23 protein-coding genes are annotated in these 18681 nt (G+C 62.4%); 10 read left to right on the top strand and 13 right to left on the bottom strand.

Annotated features, from left to right (window positions below; genetic code table 11):
* Positions 1-206: 206 nt before the first annotated feature.
* From NKI73_RS14510 to infC, 8 genes are all read right to left on the bottom strand, one after another.
* Positions 207-809 carry a nucleotidyltransferase family protein gene (locus NKI73_RS14510; RefSeq protein ID WP_352630700.1) on the bottom strand — a complete coding sequence of 201 codons (603 nt, stop codon included), beginning with the start codon at positions 807-809 and terminating at the stop codon, positions 207-209.
* 123 nt (positions 810-932) lie between these two features.
* A complete protein-coding gene (gene pheT / locus NKI73_RS14505; RefSeq protein WP_352630698.1) occupies positions 933-3341 on the bottom strand; it encodes a phenylalanine--tRNA ligase subunit beta in 2409 nt (802 codons plus the stop codon).
* On the bottom strand, positions 3338-3760 hold the full coding sequence (locus tag NKI73_RS14500; protein WP_352630696.1) for a GFA family protein: 423 nt from the start codon (positions 3758-3760) through the stop codon (positions 3338-3340). The genes pheT and NKI73_RS14500 overlap by 4 nt, the downstream gene beginning before the upstream one ends.
* The gene (gene pheS / locus NKI73_RS14495; RefSeq protein WP_352630694.1) at positions 3757-4854 is read right to left on the bottom strand and encodes a phenylalanine--tRNA ligase subunit alpha; all 1098 of its coding nucleotides are present in this window, start codon (positions 4852-4854) and stop codon (positions 3757-3759) included. Before pheS ends, NKI73_RS14500 begins: the two co-directional genes overlap by 4 nt.
* 143 nt (positions 4855-4997) lie before the next feature.
* Positions 4998-5399: a 50S ribosomal protein L20 gene (gene rplT, locus NKI73_RS14490; RefSeq protein ID WP_013528310.1), complete on the bottom strand. Its 402-nt coding sequence runs from the start codon at positions 5397-5399 to the stop codon at positions 4998-5000.
* Between the two features lie 37 nt (positions 5400-5436).
* The gene (gene rpmI, locus NKI73_RS14485; protein WP_006201248.1) at positions 5437-5640 is read right to left on the bottom strand and encodes a 50S ribosomal protein L35; all 204 of its coding nucleotides are present in this window, start codon (positions 5638-5640) and stop codon (positions 5437-5439) included.
* 192 nt (positions 5641-5832) lie between these two features.
* Complete coding sequence (locus NKI73_RS14480; protein ID WP_352630692.1) at positions 5833-6483, bottom strand: methyltransferase family protein; 651 nt, start codon at positions 6481-6483, stop codon at positions 5833-5835.
* A 179-nt stretch (positions 6484-6662) separates the two neighbouring features.
* A complete protein-coding gene (gene infC / locus NKI73_RS14475) occupies positions 6663-7199 on the bottom strand; it encodes a translation initiation factor IF-3 (protein WP_352630715.1) in 537 nt (178 codons plus the stop codon).
* 207 nt (positions 7200-7406) lie between these two features.
* On the opposite strand from infC, the gene NKI73_RS14470 reads away from it, so the two are divergent.
* The 4 genes from NKI73_RS14470 (at position 7407) to NKI73_RS14455 (ending at position 10895) form a co-directional block, all read left to right on the top strand.
* The gene (locus NKI73_RS14470) at positions 7407-8195 is read left to right on the top strand and encodes an alpha/beta hydrolase (RefSeq protein ID WP_352630690.1); all 789 of its coding nucleotides are present in this window, start codon (positions 7407-7409) and stop codon (positions 8193-8195) included.
* Complete coding sequence (locus NKI73_RS14465) at positions 8195-9379, top strand: benzoate/H(+) symporter BenE family transporter (protein WP_352630688.1); 1185 nt, start codon at positions 8195-8197, stop codon at positions 9377-9379. The genes NKI73_RS14470 and NKI73_RS14465 overlap by 1 nt, the downstream gene beginning before the upstream one ends.
* Positions 9380-9454: 75 nt before the next feature.
* Entirely contained in the window at positions 9455-9934 is a 480-nt protein-coding gene (locus NKI73_RS14460; protein WP_352630686.1) for a DUF2852 domain-containing protein, read from the top strand.
* 205 nt (positions 9935-10139) lie between these two features.
* The gene (locus NKI73_RS14455; protein ID WP_352630684.1) at positions 10140-10895 is read left to right on the top strand and encodes a M48 family metallopeptidase; all 756 of its coding nucleotides are present in this window, start codon (positions 10140-10142) and stop codon (positions 10893-10895) included.
* Positions 10896-11027: 132 nt separating this feature from the next.
* Here the strand turns inward: NKI73_RS14455 and NKI73_RS14450 are convergent, their stop codons facing one another.
* The gene (locus NKI73_RS14450; protein ID WP_352630682.1) at positions 11028-11246 is read right to left on the bottom strand and encodes a hypothetical protein; all 219 of its coding nucleotides are present in this window, start codon (positions 11244-11246) and stop codon (positions 11028-11030) included.
* Between the two features lie 112 nt (positions 11247-11358).
* Here NKI73_RS14450 and NKI73_RS14445 point away from each other — a divergent pair, with 112 nt between their 5' ends.
* From NKI73_RS14445 to NKI73_RS14420, 6 genes are all read left to right on the top strand, one after another.
* A complete protein-coding gene (locus NKI73_RS14445) occupies positions 11359-12018 on the top strand; it encodes a phosphoribosylanthranilate isomerase (RefSeq protein WP_352630680.1) in 660 nt (219 codons plus the stop codon).
* 78 nt (positions 12019-12096) lie between these two features.
* Positions 12097-13317, top strand: coding sequence for a tryptophan synthase subunit beta (trpB, locus tag NKI73_RS14440; protein ID WP_352630678.1), 1221 nt, complete (start codon positions 12097-12099; stop codon positions 13315-13317).
* A gap of 2 nt (positions 13318-13319) precedes the next feature.
* A complete protein-coding gene (gene trpA / locus NKI73_RS14435; protein ID WP_352630676.1) occupies positions 13320-14159 on the top strand; it encodes a tryptophan synthase subunit alpha in 840 nt (279 codons plus the stop codon).
* Between the two features lie 48 nt (positions 14160-14207).
* On the top strand, positions 14208-15134 hold the full coding sequence (gene accD / locus NKI73_RS14430) for an acetyl-CoA carboxylase, carboxyltransferase subunit beta (protein ID WP_352630674.1): 927 nt from the start codon (positions 14208-14210) through the stop codon (positions 15132-15134).
* 62 nt (positions 15135-15196) lie between these two features.
* Positions 15197-16522 (top strand): bifunctional folylpolyglutamate synthase/dihydrofolate synthase, encoded by a 1326-nt coding sequence (locus tag NKI73_RS14425; protein ID WP_352630672.1) that lies wholly within the window; start codon positions 15197-15199, stop codon positions 16520-16522.
* Between the two features lie 28 nt (positions 16523-16550).
* Positions 16551-16970 (top strand): VOC family protein, encoded by a 420-nt coding sequence (locus NKI73_RS14420; protein WP_352630670.1) that lies wholly within the window; start codon positions 16551-16553, stop codon positions 16968-16970.
* Positions 16971-17107: 137 nt separating this feature from the next.
* Here the strand turns inward: NKI73_RS14420 and NKI73_RS14415 are convergent, their stop codons facing one another.
* The 4 genes from NKI73_RS14415 to trxA all read right to left on the bottom strand — a co-directional run bounded on the left by NKI73_RS14415 (position 17108) and on the right by trxA (position 18671).
* Positions 17108-17521, bottom strand: a complete 414-nt coding sequence (locus NKI73_RS14415) for a type II toxin-antitoxin system VapC family toxin (protein WP_352630668.1) — start codon at positions 17519-17521, stop codon at positions 17108-17110.
* Positions 17518-17766 carry a plasmid stabilization protein gene (locus tag NKI73_RS14410; protein ID WP_352630666.1) on the bottom strand — a complete coding sequence of 83 codons (249 nt, stop codon included), beginning with the start codon at positions 17764-17766 and terminating at the stop codon, positions 17518-17520. The genes NKI73_RS14415 and NKI73_RS14410 overlap by 4 nt, the downstream gene beginning before the upstream one ends.
* 72 nt (positions 17767-17838) lie before the next feature.
* Complete coding sequence (locus tag NKI73_RS14405) at positions 17839-18120, bottom strand: cupin domain-containing protein (protein WP_352630664.1); 282 nt, start codon at positions 18118-18120, stop codon at positions 17839-17841.
* 227 nt (positions 18121-18347) lie between these two features.
* Entirely contained in the window at positions 18348-18671 is a 324-nt protein-coding gene (gene trxA / locus NKI73_RS14400) for a thioredoxin (RefSeq protein ID WP_023761143.1), read from the bottom strand.
* Positions 18672-18681: the final 10 nt, after the last annotated feature.

The raw sequence follows: 18681 nt of genomic DNA, 5'->3' as shown, positions 1-18681 counted from the left end.
GCCCGAAGATGCTAGGTGCAAAGCGCATGCCCCGTTCCTTTTCTGAGTCTCGACAACCAGAGAGAAGACGGACAAACCCCGTTTTGCGGGGCATGCACATGCGGCATTTCGATTCACTCAAAACTTTCCCCGGACAGCCCTGCCCCTTGCGGGGGAGATGTCCGGCAGGACAGAGGGGGGTGCCTCGCGCCGACATTCCGGCATTCCTACCAAGCCACCACCGAAATCTCCGGCCAGTGCTCCTTCGCCCGCGCACTCTTCACCTCATGCGTCCGCTGGTTGTCCATCACCCGGTTCGGCACGATGCGAAACGAGAAAATGTCGTCGAGCCCGAACGGCGCCACCAGATCGAGCTGCCCATCCGCGTTGTATCGCACGCCGACCGCGTGGGTCTTCGACGCGAAATAGCTGACGGATTCGCTGGAACTCGAATAGCGTGGGCACGATTGGCCGAATTTCTGCGGATACCACAGATGCACCCGCGCCTGGTTGCGCACCTCGACCGGCAGCGGCAGTCCATCGAAATGCACCGCCGCGCGGCGGATCACCGCGTCCTCCGCCTCGTAGGACAGGTCGCTGTCATCGAAATAGAACAGGTCGACATCTTTGATGCCATAGCCCGGCTGCTTACCGGTCAGATGGTTCCAGACAGAGTTGTAGAGCGCGCCGGAGACGACCAGCCAGTCGGCAAGACCAAGCGCGCGGGCATGCGTCAGCGCTTCGCGAACGAGCGGGTCAGCCGAGACGATCTCAAGAAACGCCGTGCGTTGCGTTTCGAAAGGAAGGCCGGAATAACGCAGATGGTCCATCGCCCTTTTGGAGGGCGATTCGCCATCTGCTCGCAAGGCTCAGAGCAATTCCAGGAAAAGTGTGAAACGGTTTTCCCGGGAAAAGCGCAGAGCGCTTTCCCTTGGGAATTGCGTCAAAAGACTCTAGCCGCGCAGAACGCCGCCGGTCTGCTTGCCGACATTCTCGACGATGCGCTTGGCCAGCGCCTCGAAATCCTCGTCGGTCAATGTCTTCTCGACCGGCTGGATCGACACTTCGATGGCGATCGATTTTTTGGCCTCGCCAAGCGATGCTCCCTCGAAGATATCGAACACCGAAACGCCTGATATCAGCTTCTTGTCGGCGGCGAGCGCCGCGCGCACTAGCGTGCCGGCCTCGAGGGTCTTGTCCACGACGAAAGCGAAGTCGCGCTTGACCGCCTGGAAGGCAGACAGTTCCAGCTTCGGCTTGGTTTTCGTCGGCTTGGCCTTCGGCTCGGGCACGGCATCGACGAACACTTCGAAACCGCAGAGCGGCCCGGAAGCGTCGAGGCCCTCAAGCGTCTTCGGGTGAAATTCACCGAAGGTGCCGAGCACGGTTTTCGGGCCGAGCTTGATCGTGCCGGAACGGCCGGGATGATACCAGGCCGGGCCGCCGGCCTCGATCTGCAGCCGCTCGACCGGCGCGCCGCAGGCTTCGAGCGCGGCGATGGCGTCGGCCTTGGCGTCGAACACGCCGACCGGGCCGGAATTGCCGGCCCAGTTGCGGCCGGAACCGTCGAGCTTGGCGGTGCCGCGACGCACGCCGGCGGCCACGCGCCGCTGCTGGTCGGCGCCGTCGCCTTCATAGGTGCCCGAAACTTCGAACAGCGCCACGTCGCCGATGCCCCTGTCGGCGTTGCGCTGGGCAGCGGCGATCAGCCCCGGCAAGAGCGAGGGCCGCATGTCGGACATGTCGGCGGCGATCGGGTTGGCGAGTTTCAGTGCCGTCTGGCCACCGCCGAACAATTCGGCGTGTTTGGCCGGGATGAACGACCAGGTGACGGCTTCCATCATGCCGCGTACAGCAAGCGCGCGCTTGGCCGTGCGGGTACGCACCTGCAGCGTGGTGAGGATCTTGGCATTGACCGCGTCATGCGCACCGAGCGGCTGCGGTGCGATGTTGTCGACGCCGTGGATACGCATCACCTCCTCGACCAGGTCGGCCTTGCCGTCGATATCCGGGCGCCAGGACGGCACCGCCACATCGATGACGTCGCCCGAGCCCTCAGGCTTGAAGCCAAGGCGCGACAGGATATGGCGGCTTTCCTCCGTTGGCACTTCGATGCCGGTCAGCCGCTTCACTTCCGAGAGCGGGAAGGAGACGATCCTGGGCGTGTGGCCTCCATAGCCTGCCACTTCGATCTCCGTCGGCGTGCCGCCGCAGAAATCGAGCACCAATCTGGTCGCCAGCTCGACGCCGGGCACCATGAATTCAGGGTCGACGCCGCGCTCGAAGCGGTAGCGCGCGTCGGTGATGATGCCGAGCGTGCGGCCGGTGCGCGCCGTGGTGATCGGATCCCAAAGGGCAGATTCGATCAGCACGTCAGTGGTGTTCTCGTCACAGCCCGAATGCTCGCCGCCCATGATGCCGGCGATCGACTCGACGCCATTGTCGTCTGCTATGACGCACATCTCTGGTGTCAGCGTGTATTCGCGGCCGTCGAGCGCCTGCACCTTTTCGCCATCGTGCGCGCGCCGCACGGCCAGATTGCCGGCAACCTTCTTCGCGTCGAACACATGCAGCGGCCGGCCGCGATCGAAGGTGACATAATTGGTGATGTCGACCAGCGCACTGATCGGCCGCAGCCCAATGGCGATCAAGCGCTGCTGCAGCCATTTCGGCGATGGACCGTTCTTGACGCCACGCACCAGCCGCAGCGCAAAGCCGGGGCAAAGTTCCGGCGCCACGATCGTCACCTTCACCGGGCACATGCCGTTGCCGACATGGGGCATGATGGCGCCGCCGACGAGGCGACCAAGACCGCTCGCCGCCAGATCCCTGGCGATGCCGTAGACGCTGGTCGCGTCCGGCCGGTTGGGTGTCAGGTTGATCTCGATGACCGGATCGTCGAGATGCGCATAGGCGGCGAAGCTGGTGCCGACCGGCGCATCTTCAGGCAGGTCGATGATGCCGTGGTGCTCGTCGGAAAGTTCCAGCTCGCGCTCGGAACACATCATGCCATGGCTTTCGACGCCCCTGATCTTGCCGACCGTCAGCGTCACGTCGATGCCGGGAACATAGGTGCCGGGCGCGGCAAAGGCGCCGATCAGGCCCGCGCGTGCATTGGGCGCGCCGCAAACGACCTGCACCGGTGGCTTGCCGTCGCCGGTGTCGACGGTGAGCACGCGCAGCCGGTCGGCATCGGGATGCTGCACCGCCGTCAGAACCCTGGCGATGACGAACGGTTTCAGGCTCGACTTGTCGTCGACATGCTCGACTTCGAGGCCGATCGAGGTCAGCCGTTCGACGATCTCGTCGAGCGTGGCATCGGTCTCGAGATGATCTTTGAGCCAGGAAAGGGTGAATTTCATTGGATTGTTCCGTCTGGTCTTTTGACGCTTGTTTTCAGATGTCTCGGCAGGTCGTCGGACATATGCAGGAAGGGAAGCTGCTCGCTGACATAGGCATGCAGCGTCGGCTTGAAATCGGCCGGCATGTCCATGGCGCCGAGCATGAAGTAGATGTCGTCCTCCAGCCGCTCGTCGACATAGGCGATGGGCGAGCCGCAGATGCCGCAGAAGGAGCGCGTCACCGGGCCGTTCTCGTACATCTTCAGCGCCTTGCCGGTGAACGCGACCTGACCGACCAGGAAGCCGACAAAGGCCGATACCGGCGCGCCGCTGGCCCGCCGGCAATCGCCGCAATGGCAATAGCTGACGTGATGCGGTTCGGCCGAGGCCTCGAACCGCACGGCGCCGCAGCGACAGCCGCCGGTGTGCGGCGCTGTCATGCGCTCAGGCCGCCGAACAGCGTCGGCATGTCGAGCGGCCTGAAACCGTAATGCGACAGCCAGCGTACATCCGCATCGAAGAAGGCGCGCAGGTCCGGCATGCCGTATTTCAGCATGGCGATGCGGTCGATGCCCATGCCCCAGGCAAAGCCCTGATATTCGTCCGGGTCGAGCCCGCCATGGCGCAGCACGTTGGGGTGCACCATGCCGCAGCCGAGGATCTCCATCCAGTCGGAGCCTTCGCCGAAGCGCACTTCGCCGGGCCTTGAGCGGTCGCACTGAATGTCGACCTCGAGGCTGGGCTCGGTGAACGGGAAGAAGGACGGCCGGAAGCGCATCTTGACCTGTGGCACCTCGAAGAAGGCCTTGCAGAACTCCTCCAGCACCCACTTCATGTTGGCGACATTGGCTGTCTTGTCGATCACAAGCCCCTCGACCTGATGGAACATCGGCGAATGGGTGGCGTCGGAATCCTGCCGGTATGTCTTGCCCGGAATGACAATGCGGATCGGCGGCTTCTTCGTCTCCATGGTGCGGATCTGCACCGGCGAGGTGTGGGTGCGCAAAAGCTTCCGCTCGCCCTTCTCGTCCGGCTGGAAGAAGAAGGTGTCGTGCATCTCGCGCGCCGGATGGCCTTCGGGGAAATTCAGCGCGGTGAAATTGTAATAGTCGGTCTCGATATCCGGACCTTCGGCTATGGAGAAACCGAGATCGCCGAAGATCGCCGCGATCTCGTCGATGACCTGGCTGATCGGATGGATGCGGCCGCGCTCGGCCGGCGACTGCCGCACCGGCAGCGTCACGTCGACCTTTTCGGCGGCCAGACGGGCGGTGATCGCCGCATCCCTGAGTTCGGCCTTGCGGGCCGTCAGCGCGTCGGTGACGCGGTTCTTGAGGCCGTTGATAACAGGACCCTTGACCTGCCGCTCCTCGGCGGTCATGGCGCCAAGCGTTTTCAGCATCTCGGACACTGTGCCCTTCTTGCCGAAGGCAGCGATGCGCACGGCCTCGATGGCCGGCTCATCGGCGGCCGACGCGATGTCGGCCAGAAGTGAATCTTCCAGGGCTTCAAGATTTCCAGCGGTGGCGTTCACGGCGAAGCTCTCTCGATCGGGCGACCCGCCACCATCAGGCGTGTCACCAATTTGGTTACATCAGAGTCAAAAAAGAACCCGCGCCAGCCGTGCCAGCGCGGGTTCCCCAAATCAGAATTGCGAATGCTTGGGAAGCGCTGGTCTTAGGCGACAGCGCTTTCAAAAGCGTTCGGCGTGGTGTTCTTCAGATATTCGAGCGCCACCTTGGCCTTGGCCACAAGCGCTGCGAAAGCCTGCGGCTCGTGGATGGCCATATCCGACAGGATCTTGCGATCGATCTCGATGCCCGACTTGTTGAGGCCGTCGATGAAGCGGCCATAGGTCAGGCCATGCTCGTGGGTCGCTGCGTTGATGCGCTGGATCCACAGAGCGCGGAACGAGCGCTTGCGGTTCTTGCGGTCGCGGTAAGCGTACTGCAGCGACTTTTCCACCGCCTGCTTGGCGATGCGGATGGTGTTCTTGCGGCGGCCGTAGAAGCCTTTTGCGGCTTTCAGGACCTTCTTGTGCTTGGCGTGCGAGGTGACGCCTCTCTTTACGCGTGCCATGTCATGATCTCCTTAAAACGTGTCCGGACCGAATGCCTTAGAGGCCGTTCGGAAGAAAATTCTTGATGACCTTCTTGCCATCCGGTTCAGCCAGAACCATCGTGCCGCGGGCATTTCGAATGAACTTGTTGGAACGCTTGATCATGCCGTGACGCTTGCCGGCCGCAGCCGACAGGACTTTACCCGTACCTGTGATCTTGAACCGCTTTTTGGCGGCGGACTTGGTCTTCATCTTGGGCATTTTGCTACTCCGTATTGTTGGCGCAGTATCGCGCTTCTTGTTCGCTTCGGGCCGACCAAAGCCCGAAAAGCAAATGAAACCGCCACGGCATGCCCTGCCGGGCGGTTTTCTTGAACGGCGGTCCTATACGTGAAAGACGGCTGCTGTGCAACACCCGAAGCCGGGCGCGCCCTATCTAGGCCTTACCTTGGCTTAAGGCAGCCGGAACAGCACCGGCAACATGCCCGACTGCTGAGCGCCATCGATCAGCTCGAAGGCCGGCAGCGCGACGAGGAACACCAGGCCGTCGAGCAGCGTGGTCAACAACAGGCGCGGCTTGAAGCTGCCCGTGTCGCCCTCCTGGTAGAGCGACAATTTCGGGAAGAAGCGCGGCACCCGCGCCAGATAGGCCGCATACGGCGCGCCGAGTACTTCCTTGAGGAATTTCTCCTCGCGCAGGATGACGATATGGAAGGCGCCCGCGCACAGAAGCGCGAAGAGAACGATGCCGGAGAACGAACCGATCTGCGCCCCGACGCCGGCCGCGGCTACCGTCGAGAACACATAAAGTGGGTTGCGGGTGATCGAGTAAGGCCCGCCGGTCACCACCTCGGAAGATTTGCGCCCGCCAATGTAGAGCGTCGACCAAAGGCGCCCGACGATGCCGAGGAAAATCAGCAGCACGCCGAACATTTCGATCGACTCATGCACCCAGGTTTCAGGCGGGAAGGTCGATTGGCCGAACAACAACGCCGCGAACAGCACCAGGACCAGAACGGCAAGCACCATCCTGCGTGTCCGCTGATAGTTGCCCAGCCCGTATTTAAAGTCCTGAACGTCCGAAATCTTGACTTCATTGACCATGGCGGAATCCGATCGTCGAAGAGCTTTGCTGGCGGTCGCAGCTTGGGCCAATGAAATAAGGCGTCCCGCCGATCGCCGGGACGCCTTGGGATGTGATTCAGGCGGATTTAAGCGCGACAACCCAGCCTGACGTCATCGTGATCTCAGACGTGTTGGTATTCAGCACACCTTAGCGCGGCTTAGCGCGGCGACAGCACCATCATCATCTGGCGGCCTTCGAGCTTCGGTTCCGCCTCGACCTTGGCGATGGTCGCTACTTCCTCGCGAACCTTGTTCAGAAGCTGCATGCCGAGTTCCATATGCGCCATCTCGCGGCCACGGAACCGCAGCGTCAGCTTGACCTTGTCGCCTTCCTCGAAGAAGCGGCGAACCGCCTTCATCTTGGTCTCATAGTCATGGCTGTCGATGTTCGGGCGCATCTTGATCTCCTTGATCTCGATGACCTTCTGATTCTTGCGCGCCTCGGCCGCCTTCTTCTGGTTGGCGTATTTCAACTTGCCGAGATCGAGAATCTTGACGACGGGGGGCACCGCATTGGGCGATATCTCGACGAGATCGAGCCCAGCCTCTTCGGCGAGCAGCAATGCGTCGTTGATGGAAATATCGCCGCGGTTCTGACCTTCGGCGTCGATAAGCTGGACCCGGGGAACCCGGATATCACGGTTGGAGCGCGGGCCATCCTTGGTCGGCGCCGCTGCTTTGAAAGGTCTGCGAATGGTCGTGGTCTCCTTGGCCGTTTCGTTCAGGGTTTGTCAGTGTTGATGCGTGGACGCGCCAATGTGGTGAGCGCGCGGGCGGAGTCAATAGCACAGCATTGACAGAAAATCACCCTGATCGCTGCCCTGCACCAAACAAAGAAACATCGCGAGCACTTTCCGCCTCGCCGCCGGCTGTGTCACAAGACCGATGTTGAGGAAAAAACCATGATTGTCACGCCCCCACTCTTTCTAGATGTCCCAATCTTTCCCGGTGTTGGGGGATCGCGCATCGCGGTGCGCCACACTGCTGGCTCTGCGCCCGGCATCGTCTGGCTCGGCGGCTACAAGTCGGACATGCTTGGCACGAAGGCGCAGACGCTGTCGGACTGGGCGGCAAGAGAAGGCCGCGCGTTCCTGCGCCATGATTATTCAGGCCATGGCGAATCCGGCGGCGCCTTTGCCGACGGGACGATTTCGATATGGCTTGCGCAAAGCCTTGCCGTGTTCAGGCATTTCACCAAGGGCAGGCAGATCCTGGTCGGCTCCTCTATGGGCGCCTGGATTGCGCTGCGCATGGTGCAGGAATTGCGCAAAGCGGGCGACAGCAACGTCGCCGGCCTGGTGCTGCTGGCGCCGGCACCGGATTTTACCGTTGAGCTGGTCGAACCGGCGCTGACAAAGGCGCAGAAACGCGACCTCGCCAAAAAGGGGTTTTTCGAAGAGCCGTCGGACTATGCCGCCGAGCCCTACATCTACACGCGCGCCCTGATCGAGGACGGGCGCGATAACAGGGTGATGTCGGGTCCGATCGACACGCATTGCCCAGTGCACATCTTGCAGGGGCTGGCCGATGCGGACGTGCCGGCAAGCCACGCGCTGAAGCTGGTCAGCCTGCTGCCGGCCGACGACGTGACCTTGTCGCTGATCCCCGATGGCGACCACCGTCTGTCGCGGCCGCAGGATCTCGACATGCTGGTGCGGGCTGTCGACGCGATGGCGCAGAGGGGAAACTGATGCGCCTTTCCATTCCGATATCCGCCTTCGTCGCGGCAATCGTCGGCTTCGGCGGCACGCTGGCCATCGTCATTGCCGCCGCCAAGGCGGTCGGCGCGACGCAGATCGAGACGGCGAGCTGGGTAACGGCGATCTGCCTGGCGATGGCGATCGAGTGCCTGTGGCTGTCCTGGCGCACGAAAATGCCTGTTATCACCGCATGGTCGACGCCGGGCCTGGCGCTGATCGCCGCGTCGAGCGGCTTTTCGATGAACGAGGCGGTCGGAGCCTTCATCGTCACCGGCATCCTGTTGATCGCTACCGGCCTGTTCGGCCCGCTGACGCGGCTGATCGCCAGGATACCGGCGTCGGTGGCATCCGGCATGCTGGCCGGCATCCTCGTCAGCTTCGCCATCAACGCGGTCAAGGCCATCCCCGCCGATCCCTGGCTGATCCTGCCGCTGATCGCGGCCTTTTTCATCATCAGGCTGTTCAATCCGGCGGTGTCGGTGCTGGTCGTCCTGATCGGCGGCGGCCTCGCGGCATTTCTCACCGGCCGCGTCGGCGGCCTGCCGACGCCGGAACTGTCGACGCTGACGCTGATCGCGCCGCAGTTCAGCGCCGCCGCGATCATCGGCCTGGCGCTGCCGCTCTATCTCGTCACCATGGCTTCGCAGAACCTCTCCGGCCTCGCCGTGCTGCGCGCCGCCGGCTATCACCCGGAGCCCGGCCCGCTGATCGGCGTCACCGGCCTGCTTTCGCTGCTGTCGGCGCCGTTTGGCGGCTCGACCACCAATCTGGCGGCGATTTCGGCGGCGATCTGCACCGGACCTGACGTCCATCCAGACCCCGCCGAGCGCTGGAAGACCGGTCCGTTCTATGCGCTCGCCTATCTCATCTTCGCCATTTTCGGCGCTTCGCTGGTGGCGATCTTCGCCGTGCTGCCGCAGAGCCTGATCGTGCTGGTGGCCGGTCTCGCGCTGATGGCGCCGCTTGCCAATGCTTTGTCGATCGCCTTGAAGGATGAAGGCGAACACATGCCTGCCACCGTCACCTTCGCCGTCACCGCGTCGGGACTGACGCTGTTCGGCGTCGGCGCTGCATTTTGGGGACTTGTCGCCGGATTGGTCGTGCTTTTCCTCGAAGCATTCAAAAAGCAACAATCATTTCAGCCTCTTGTCCGGTTTTGGCGGATATTGTCTTGAATCGCCGTTTTCTTCTTCCCATTTCGATTCCACGCAGCCGGTCTTGGCTGTCTCCAACCGAAGGAATGGGAGAAAATGAACACATCTGCATTGATCCGCCCGGCCTGGACGCCGGCAACCATCGCGTTGATGGTGATCGGTTTCATGGTGTTCTGGCCACTCGGCTTCGCCATGCTCGCCTACATCATCTGGGGTGACCGCCTCGATGGCTTGAAGCGTGACGTCAACCGCGCGACCGACGGCATCTTCGCCGGCTGCCGCCGCGGTTCCGACAAGGCCGCGCGCTGGGGTCACGGCTCCGCCCGCACCGGCAATGTCGCTTTCGACGACTGGCGCGAAAAAGAACTTGAGCGCCTCGCTGAGGAACGCCGCAAGCTCGACGAGATGCTGACCGAGTTCGACGAGTACGCCCGCGAATTGCGCCGCGCCAAGGACCAGGACGAGTTCGACCGTTTCATGGCCAACCGCAACAAGTCGACGGCGCCAACCAAGGCCGATCCGAGCACGGGGACGACCACCAAGCGTGGCAAGGGTTCGAACCTGCTTGACGACTAGCGCATCGGCCCGAAAATCGACTTCGATTTTCGGAAAGCACGATGCGTAGATTCAAAAGTGTTAGAGCGTACTTTGTGCGTCCAATTGGACGCACGTCGCTCTAATGACCCGGCGACTGGTCACATCGTGAAAAAACGGCGTCGCGAAAGCGGCGCCGTTTCTTTTTTGTTCTATTCGTTTTCCTCGAATCACGTATCGTCCGGCCATGTCTTTCGGCTTCTTCCGCAATCTGCCAAAGCCCAAGCCCGCGCCCGAAGAGCGCGAGCATGTCGTTGCCGGACGCTCGCTGCCGCTCAAGATCGTCGAGAACGATCGCGCAAGGCGGCTGACGCTACGCATCGATTCCGGTGGCCAGGGCCTGCGCATCACCGTGCCGCCAGGCTTGCGCCGGGGCGAAGTGGAAAAATTCCTCGACCGCCATCAGGACTGGCTGGAACAGCGTTTGGCCAAGGTTCCGGCTCGGCCGCAGGTGCGGCCCGGCATCAAGATCCCAGTGCGTGGCGTGGCGCACCGCATAGTCCATGAGCCTTCAAGCCGCGGGACCGTGACCATGTCGAGCGACGAGCGCGGCCCGCTGCTGATCGTGCATGGCGACCGCATACACCTGCCGCGCCGCGTCGCCGATTTTCTCAAGCGCGAGGCCAAGAAGGAAATCGAGAAGCTGGTGCTCAAGCACACCCAGGCGCTGGGCAAGCGCGCCAAGGCCGTCCGTTTCAAGGACACGTCGAGCCGCTGGGGCTCCTGCACCTCCGACGGCAATCTGTCCTTCTCCTGGCGGATCATGATGGCGCCGTCGCCGGTGATCAATTACCTCGTCGCGCATGAAGTGGCGCATCTCAAGGAGATGAACCACGGGCCGAAATTCTGGAAGCTGTGCGAGCAGCTTTGCCCGGACACGGAGCGCTGCAAGGCATGGCTGAAGCGCAATGGCGGCGCGCTGCAGGCGATTGCGTTCGAGTAGAGGCAGCCGGGCGGCACGTCGAGCGCAGTAGGCTACTCACGTGACCATTGAAGATTGGCGAAGCCACCTCCAATGTCGTCATCCTAGGGTCTGCGCTCCGCTTCGCGTCGCTCCGCCCTAGGATGACGACATTCAATCGTCATTGGCAGCGTTGAGCTCCTCCGGACGCAGCCCCTCATCGCCATGATGCGGCCAGGGCAAAAAATTGCCGTCGAAGGCGTCGCTGCCGAAATAGTCGAGCGCGCGGTGTGCCTCGGCGCCGTTGAAGGCGGCCTTGTCCATCAGGTGGGCGATGACCTCGCGCGCCTGCGTTATCTTCTGCCTGAGTTCGGCAACGGTTCTGTCGGCCATGATCGTGCTCCCGCCTTGCATCCTATCCATCCATAGGTAGCGCCTTTGGCCTTGCCGGCAAACAGCATGCTTTTTCTCGACTCTTTTCGCTTTTCATGCCAATTCCCGCGCCATGGCACTCGACATCAAGATCTGCGGCTTGAAAACCGACGGGGCAATGGCCGCGGCGCTGGCCGGCGGCGCCAGCCATGTCGGGTTTATTTTCTTCCCGAAAAGCCCACGCTATGTCCAACCTGCCGAGGCTGGCCGTCTGCGCGAAGCCGCACGCGGCAAGGCCAAAGCGGTTGCCGTCACCGTCGATGCCGGTGACGTCTTCCTGGATGAAATCGTTGCCAAGATGCAGCCCGACATGCTGCAGCTGCATGGCGCGGAAACGCCGGAGCGGGTGGCCGAGGTGAAGGCCAGCTATGGCCTGCCGGTGATGAAGGCGCTGCCGCTCAGCGTGGCTGCCGATCTCGAACGGATAAAGCCGTTCATCGGCGTCGCCGACCGCTTCCTCTTCGACGCCAAGCCACCAAAGGGCTCTGAGTTGCCGGGTGGCAACGGGGTGGCCTTCGATTGGCGCGTTCTTGTCGGCCTTGACGCCGGCGTCGATTACATGCTTTCCGGTGGGCTCAACGCCGCCAACATCGGCGAGGCCCTTCAGCTTGCTAACCCGCCCGGAATAGACATTTCCTCAGGCGTGGAAAGCGCGCCGGGCGTCAAGGATCCGGCGCTGATCGAACAGTTTTTCCGGGCCGTCAGGGCAGCGCGCGACAACCGCGCCGCCTGACCGGTTCAAACAGAGCATGTGGGAACTGGTTTTCCGACAAGAACATGCTCAAGACATCAAGATGCCAGGAGATCGGCGATGAACAAGCCGGCGACACCCAATTCCTTCCGCACTGGACCCGACGAACAGGGCATGTTCGGTATTTTCGGCGGTCGTTTCGTTGCCGAAACATTGATGCCGCTGATCCTCGACCTGGAGCGGCACTGGAACGAGGTCAAGAACGACGCGGATTTCAGGGCTGAACTCACCGACCTCTCGACCCACTATGCCGGGCGGCCCTCAAAGCTCTATTTCGCCGAAGGGCTGACCAGGCATCTCGGTGGCGCGAAAGTCTATTTCAAGCGCGAGGATCTGAACCACACCGGTTCGCACAAGATCAACAACTGCCTCGGCCAGATCCTGCTGGCCAAGCGCATGGGCAAGAAGCGCATCATCGCCGAGACGGGCGCCGGCCAGCACGGCGTGGCGTCGGCGACAGTCGCGGCCCGCTTCGGCTTTCCCTGCGTCGTCTATATGGGCGCCACCGACGTCGCCCGGCAAAGCCCCAACGTCTTCCGCATGAAGCTTCTCGGCGCCGAAGTGCGGCCGGTGACCGCCGGCCACGGCACGCTGAAGGACGCCATGAACGAGGCCCTTCGCGATTGGGTGACCAATGTCGAGGACACTTATTACCTCATCGGTACCGCCGCCGGCCCGCATCCCTATCCGGAGCTGGTGCGCGACTTCCAGTCGGTGATCGGCATCGAGGCGCGCGCGCAGATCCTCGAACAGGAAGGCCGGCTGCCGGACACGATCATCGCCGCTGTCGGCGGCGGTTCGAACGCCATCGGCTTGTTCCATCCCTTCCTCGACGACAAAGAGGTTCGCATCATCGGCATCGAGGCCGGCGGGCGCGGCCTCAATGGCATCGAGCATTGCGCCTCGATGAATGCCGGCGCGCCGGGCGTGCTGCATGGCAACCGCACCTATCTCCTGCAGAATGCCGACGGCCAGATCATGGACGGCCATTCGATCTCGGCCGGACTGGACTATCCCGGCGTCGGGCCGGAACATTCCTGGCTGCGCGATTCAGGCCGCGTCGAATATGTGCCGATCCTCGACGACGAGGCGCTGGAAGCCTTCAAGCTGACGACGCGCGTCGAAGGCATCATTCCGGCGCTGGAATCGGCGCATGCCATCGCGCATGCGGTGAAGATCGTGCCCGCCATGGACAAGGACCAGATCGTCATCGTCAATCTGTCCGGCCGTGGCGACAAGGACGTGCATACGGTGGCCTCGATGCTGGGCATGGAGATCTGATCATGGCTACCCGCATCGATCGCCGCATGGCGAAGCTGAAGACCGAAGGCCGCCCGGCGCTCGTCACCTATTTCATGGGTGGCGACCCGGACTACGATACCTCGCTGTCGATCATGAAGGCACTGCCCGGCGCAGGCGCCGACATCATCGAGCTCGGCATGCCGTTTTCCGACCCGATGGCCGACGGCCCGGCGATCCAGGCGGCGGGCCTCAGGGCGCTGAAAGGCGGCCAGACGCTGGTCAAGACGCTGAAGATGGCGTCGGAGTTCCGGACCGGCGACAATGAGACACCTATCGTTTTGATGGGCTACTACAACCCGATCTACATCTATGGCGTCGACCGCTTTCTCAAGGACGCGATCGCCAGCGGCATCGACGGACTGATCGTCGTCGACCTGCCGCCGGAGATGGATGAGGAACTGTGCATTCCGGCGCTCAAGGCTGGCATCAATTTCATCCGGCTGGCGACGCCGACCACCGACGACAAGCGCCTGCCCAAGGTGCTGCAGAACACGTCGGGCTTCGTCTATTATGTGTCGATGACCGGCATCACCGGCTCGGCGCTGGCCGACACCGGCAAGGTGGCGGCGGCGGTCAAGCGCATCAAGGGCCACACCGACCTGCCGGTCTGCGTCGGCTTCGGCGTCAAGACCGCCGAGCAGGCCCGCGACATCGGCGCCAATGCCGACGGCGTCGTCGTCGGCACCGCGATCGTCAATGCGGTGGCCAATGTGCTGGGGCCGAAAGGCGAAAAGACCGCCGACCCTGCCGAAGCCGTGGCCACGTTGGTCAGCGGCCTTGCGCAAGGTGTGCGCTCGGCCCGCCTTGCTGCCGCCGAATAGTTTCCCTACCTCTTTACCCAACTCTTCGTCAGGACAGGAGCCGAAGCGATGAACTGGATCACCAATTACGTTCGCCCGAAGATCAATTCGATGCTCGGCCGACGCACCGACATGCCCGAGAATCTCTGGATCAAGGATCCGGAGACCGGCGAGATGGTGTTCCACAAGGATCTGGAATCCAACCAGTTCGTCATCCCCTCGTCCGGCCATCACATGAAGATCTCGGCCAAGGAGCGGCTGAAATTCTTCTTCGACGACGGCAAATACGAGACCCTGGACAACCCCAAGGTCATGCAGGACCCGCTGAAATTCCGCGACGAGAAGCGCTATGTCGACCGGCTGAAGGACGCCAAGGCCAAGACCGGCCTGGAAGATGCGATCATCAACGCGCTGGGGACCGTCGAGGGCCTGCCGGTTGTGGTCACGGTGCAGGACTTCGCCTTCATGGGCGGCTCGCTCGGCATGGCTGCCGGTGACGCCATCGTGCATGGTTTTGAAGTCGCCCTGCAGCGCAAGCGGCCGCTGATCCTGTTTGCCGCCTCCGGCGGCGCCCGTATGCAGGAAGGTATTTTGTCCCTCATGCAATTGCCGAGGACCACGGTCGGCGTCGACCGGCTGAAGGAAGCCGGCCTTCCCTACATTGTCGTTTTGACCAACCCGACCACCGGCGGCGTCACGGCCTCCTACGCCATGCTGGGCGACGTGCACATCGCCGAGCCCGGCGCACTGATCGGCTTTGCCGGACCGCGCGTCATCGAACAGACCATCCGGGAAAAACTGCCCGACGGCTTCCAGCGCTCCGAATATCTGATGGAGCACGGCATGGTCGACATGGTGGTGTCGCGGCTGGAATTGCGCGAAACCATCGCGCGCCTGCTCAAGATGCTGCTCAAGCTGCCGGAGGAGCAAAAGCCGCTGGAGCCGGAAATCCTGCCGCCGGCCACCATCCCGACGGAAGCCCGACCGCACGCCTGACGCGACATCGTGCGCCGCGAACCGCGATTGCGCGCGCTTTGCGACCCGCATAGGATTCTTCCATGATGACGCTTGCCGCCGACCGCGAAATCGGAGCCCTGATGGCGCTTCACCCGAAAGGCTTCGACCTTTCGCTCGACCGCATTTCGCGCGTGCTGGAGCGGCTTGATAATCCGCAGGACCGGTTGCCGCCGGTGATCCACATCGCCGGCACCAATGGCAAGGGCTCGTGCGCGGCCTTTTCGCGCGCCCTGCTCGAGGCGGCGGACTACCGCGTCCATGTCCACACCTCGCCGCATTTGGTCAACTGGCACGAGCGCTATCGGTTGGCCGCCGATGGCGGCGGCAGGCTGGTCGAGGACAGGGTATTCGCCGACGCCATCGCGCGCGTCGCCAGGGCCAATGAAGGCGAGACGATTACCGTCTTCGAGATTCTCACCGCAGTTGCTTTCCTGCTATTTTCCGAACATCAGGCCGATGTCGCCATCATCGAGGTCGGGCTCGGCGGCCGTTTCGATGCCACCAATGTCGTCAAGGAGCCGGCCGTATCGGTGATCATGCCGGTGTCGCTCGACCACGAGGCCCATCTCGGCGACCGTGTCGAACTGATCGCGGCCGAAAAGGCCGGCATCATCAAGCCTGGCTGCCCGGTGGTCATCGGCGCTCAGGAAAGCGAGACGGCGCTGCAGGTGCTGATCGAAACCGCCGAGCGGCTCGAGTGTCCCACCTTCGTCTATGGCCAGGATTTCCTCGCCTTCGAGGAAAACGGCCGCATGGTCTACCAGGACGAAGACGGTTTGATGGACCTGCCGCCGCCGCGGCTGCCGGGGCGCCACCAGTTCGCCAATGCGGCGGCGGCGATCGCAGCGGTCAAGGCGGCCGGTTTCGAGATCAGCCATCGCGCCGCCGAAAAGGCGATGATCAGTGTCGCCTGGCCCGGCCGCATGCAGAAGCTGGCGCAAGGCCGGCTGGCCGAACTGGCGCCCAAGGGCGCCGATATCTGGCTCGATGGCGGCCACAATCCCGGCGCCGGCGTGGTCATTGCCGAAGCGCTGGCCGAGCAGGAAGAAAAGAACCCGCGGCCGCTCTTCCTCATCTCGGGCATGATCAACACCAAGGACCAGAGCGGCTATTTCCGTGCCTTCAAGGGCCTCGCCCGGCATGTCTACACGGTGCCGGTGAGCCTCAGCGAGGCCGGCGTGCCGAACGACGAACTGGCGATCCGCGCGACGGATGCCGGGTTGACGGCCGAGCCGGTGAGTTCGGTCGCCAATGCGCTGATGCTGCTGCGCGACACCTGGGATGGTCCGGCGCCGCGCATCCTGATCGGCGGTTCGCTTTATCTGGCTGGCGCTGTCCTGGCCGAGAACGGCACGCCGCCAACCTAAGGCCAGACCTTCTCGAGAGGAGCCAGTCATGATCAAGGTCAAGCAACTCGCTCACGTCTGTATCTTCGCCGACGACCTGGAGGCGACGCGAAGCTTCTACCGCGACGTGCTGGGAATGGACACCCGCTTCAATTTCCTGCGTGACGGCAAGATTTTCGGGTTCTATCTCGATTGCGGCGGTCGCAGCCATGTCGAGGTGTTCCGGAAAAGCGAGGCCCGCTACAGCGACCTGAACCAGATCAACCATTTCTGCCTCGAAGTAGAAGATATCGACGCGGCAATCGCTCACATCCGGTCGAAGGGATGCGAGGTCACGTCCAGGAAACTCGCCTGCGACGACACTTACCAGGCCTGGATCCGCGACCCGAACGACGTGAAAATAGAGCTGTTCGAATACACCGAAAAAAGTGCGCAATTCGCCGGCGGCGATCGTATCGCCGACTGGTAGAGCATTCTGCCTTTCCGTGAAACGGTGAAACGCCCTAAAGCGCGTCGCGTTTGAACGGATTCAGGCGGCGCGCTTTAGGTCTTTGTTTTTATGCATGTCGTCTTCCCAAAACCGAGATCACTTTTGGGCGACATGCATTAGAAATCCCAAGGTGAGATCAGCTCAAGGTTGGCCGGACCGAAGTCGTTCAGGTTACGCGTCGCCAGCCGACCGCCATTCACGCGCACTATCGCTGCAATCATGCCATCGGGTGCCGACATGCCCCGGCCCTGGCGCGTCGCCGCTCCCATAATCTCGCCATAAGCCAGAGCCGCCTCCTCCGTCAGCCCAAAAATGCGACCGGCAAAGCGATGGCGCCATTGGGAGAGACCTTGCTCTAGGCGATCGGCACGCTCGTCAGGTCGTATCTTTTGGATGCCGAAAGCGATCTCGGCAATCGTGACCGTGGGAAGCGCCAGTTCGGCATCGTTGCGGACCAGCCAAGCCATGACAGCCGCGTCAGGCGCCTTTCTAAGGCTCTCTGAAATCACATTGGTGTCGACGAAAATCAAAGCTCCGGCCCTGTATGGACCTTGCGGCCTTCCCGGATGATTTCTTCCAGATCGATGTCGACGCCAACGCTTGCCGTCAGGCGAGAGTAGAAGGCGGATGCCGGTTCTCGCCCGGCCTCCCGAATCTCATAGGATTCAAGCGCGCGTTCGACGATATCAGCTATTGAGCGGTTTTCGCGACGAGCGAGTCGATGCGCAAGATCACGTGCTTTTGCGCTGCGGACGGAAAGCTGGGGTTCGGCCATTTCAAACTCCCTTTTGAGAAAGATATAGCCTTTCCTGCGCCTGCCATCAAGATGGCAGTTGATGGCAGGCCATCACCTCAGCTCGATCTCGATGAAGGCATATTCACCGTCATTGGCGTTGATGACGTCGTGCTCGACGCCTTCCTTGCGGAAATAGGGTGCGCCCTTCTTCATCTCGGCAAAGGATTCGCCGTCCTTGGTCAACAGCCTCACCTTGCCGTCCATCAGCGGCACGACGACATAGTCGTGGCCGTGGCGGTGCCAGCCGGTGTTTTCGCCCGGCGCGAAGCGATATTCGGTGACGATGACACGCTCATTGTCGATGAAGACGGTGGCCTTGGCGGATCCGGTCATTGGGTTCTCCTATCTCCCTCAAGCAGATGACATGGAGTGGCCGGACGCGAGGGCCAGAGCGGCGCAGCGCATGACCCAGAAAATCGGAATCGATTTTCTGAAAGGATCATGCGCCAATCAAACTGCTACAGCGTCCTTTGCGCGTCCAAGGACGCGCGGCGCTGTAGATGACGCCAACAAAAAGCCCGGCGCTAGGCCGGGCTTGATGGTCACGAATTTCAGATGGATCAGGCGAGGCTGCCATTGATCCAGTGCGACAGCGCGGTCTTGGGCGCCGCACCGACCTTCATGTCGGCCACTTCGCCGCCCTTGAAGATCATCAGCGTCGGGATCGAGCGCACGCCGAACTGCGCGGCAAGCTCGGGATTCTCGTCGATGTTCAGCTTGGCGATCTTGATCTTGGCGCCGAGTTCGGTGGCGATGTCTTCCAGCGCCGGCGCGATCATCTTGCAGGGACCGCACCATTCCGCCCAGAAATCGACGACGACCGGTACGCTGGCGTTAAGCACATCGGCCTGGAAATTGCTCTTGTCGACCTTGACAGTGGTCATGCAGAAATCC

The sequence above is a fragment of the Mesorhizobium sp. M0496 genome, assembly GCF_040321205.1.
In the GTDB taxonomy this organism is placed as follows: Bacteria; Pseudomonadota; Alphaproteobacteria; order Rhizobiales; family Rhizobiaceae; genus Mesorhizobium.
Note: the sequence above shows the minus strand (reverse complement) of the source record. Positions and strands in the feature narration are given on the sequence as shown.

What these genes read in the sequence shown, in the direction of transcription:
- pheT (WP_352630698.1), bottom strand. Translation starts at nt 3,341, where the DNA reads ATGAAATTCACCCTTTCCTGGCTCAAAGATCATCTCGAGACCGATGCC.
- NKI73_RS14455 (WP_352630684.1), top strand. Translation starts at nt 10,140, where the DNA reads ATGTCTTTCGGCTTCTTCCGCAATCTGCCAAAGCCCAAGCCCGCGCCC.
- NKI73_RS14445 (WP_352630680.1), top strand. Translation starts at nt 11,359, where the DNA reads ATGGCACTCGACATCAAGATCTGCGGCTTGAAAACCGACGGGGCAATG.
- NKI73_RS14510 (WP_352630700.1), bottom strand. Translation starts at nt 809, where the DNA reads ATGGACCATCTGCGTTATTCCGGCCTTCCTTTCGAAACGCAACGCACG.
- rpmI (WP_006201248.1), bottom strand. Translation starts at nt 5,640, where the DNA reads ATGCCCAAGATGAAGACCAAGTCCGCCGCCAAAAAGCGGTTCAAGATC.
- NKI73_RS14460 (WP_352630686.1), top strand. Translation starts at nt 9,455, where the DNA reads ATGAACACATCTGCATTGATCCGCCCGGCCTGGACGCCGGCAACCATC.
- rplT (WP_013528310.1), bottom strand. Translation starts at nt 5,399, where the DNA reads ATGGCACGCGTAAAGAGAGGCGTCACCTCGCACGCCAAGCACAAGAAG.
- NKI73_RS14405 (WP_352630664.1), bottom strand. Translation starts at nt 18,120, where the DNA reads ATGACCGGATCCGCCAAGGCCACCGTCTTCATCGACAATGAGCGTGTC.
- NKI73_RS14465 (WP_352630688.1), top strand. Translation starts at nt 8,195, where the DNA reads ATGCGCCTTTCCATTCCGATATCCGCCTTCGTCGCGGCAATCGTCGGC.
- NKI73_RS14425 (WP_352630672.1), top strand. Translation starts at nt 15,197, where the DNA reads ATGATGACGCTTGCCGCCGACCGCGAAATCGGAGCCCTGATGGCGCTT.
- NKI73_RS14470 (WP_352630690.1), top strand. Translation starts at nt 7,407, where the DNA reads ATGATTGTCACGCCCCCACTCTTTCTAGATGTCCCAATCTTTCCCGGT.
- trxA (WP_023761143.1), bottom strand. Translation starts at nt 18,671, where the DNA reads ATGACCACTGTCAAGGTCGACAAGAGCAATTTCCAGGCCGATGTGCTT.
- NKI73_RS14420 (WP_352630670.1), top strand. Translation starts at nt 16,551, where the DNA reads ATGATCAAGGTCAAGCAACTCGCTCACGTCTGTATCTTCGCCGACGAC.
- accD (WP_352630674.1), top strand. Translation starts at nt 14,208, where the DNA reads ATGAACTGGATCACCAATTACGTTCGCCCGAAGATCAATTCGATGCTC.
- NKI73_RS14480 (WP_352630692.1), bottom strand. Translation starts at nt 6,483, where the DNA reads ATGGTCAATGAAGTCAAGATTTCGGACGTTCAGGACTTTAAATACGGG.
- trpB (WP_352630678.1), top strand. Translation starts at nt 12,097, where the DNA reads ATGAACAAGCCGGCGACACCCAATTCCTTCCGCACTGGACCCGACGAA.
- trpA (WP_352630676.1), top strand. Translation starts at nt 13,320, where the DNA reads ATGGCTACCCGCATCGATCGCCGCATGGCGAAGCTGAAGACCGAAGGC.
- NKI73_RS14500 (WP_352630696.1), bottom strand. Translation starts at nt 3,760, where the DNA reads ATGACAGCGCCGCACACCGGCGGCTGTCGCTGCGGCGCCGTGCGGTTC.
- NKI73_RS14410 (WP_352630666.1), bottom strand. Translation starts at nt 17,766, where the DNA reads ATGGCCGAACCCCAGCTTTCCGTCCGCAGCGCAAAAGCACGTGATCTT.
- NKI73_RS14450 (WP_352630682.1), bottom strand. Translation starts at nt 11,246, where the DNA reads ATGGCCGACAGAACCGTTGCCGAACTCAGGCAGAAGATAACGCAGGCG.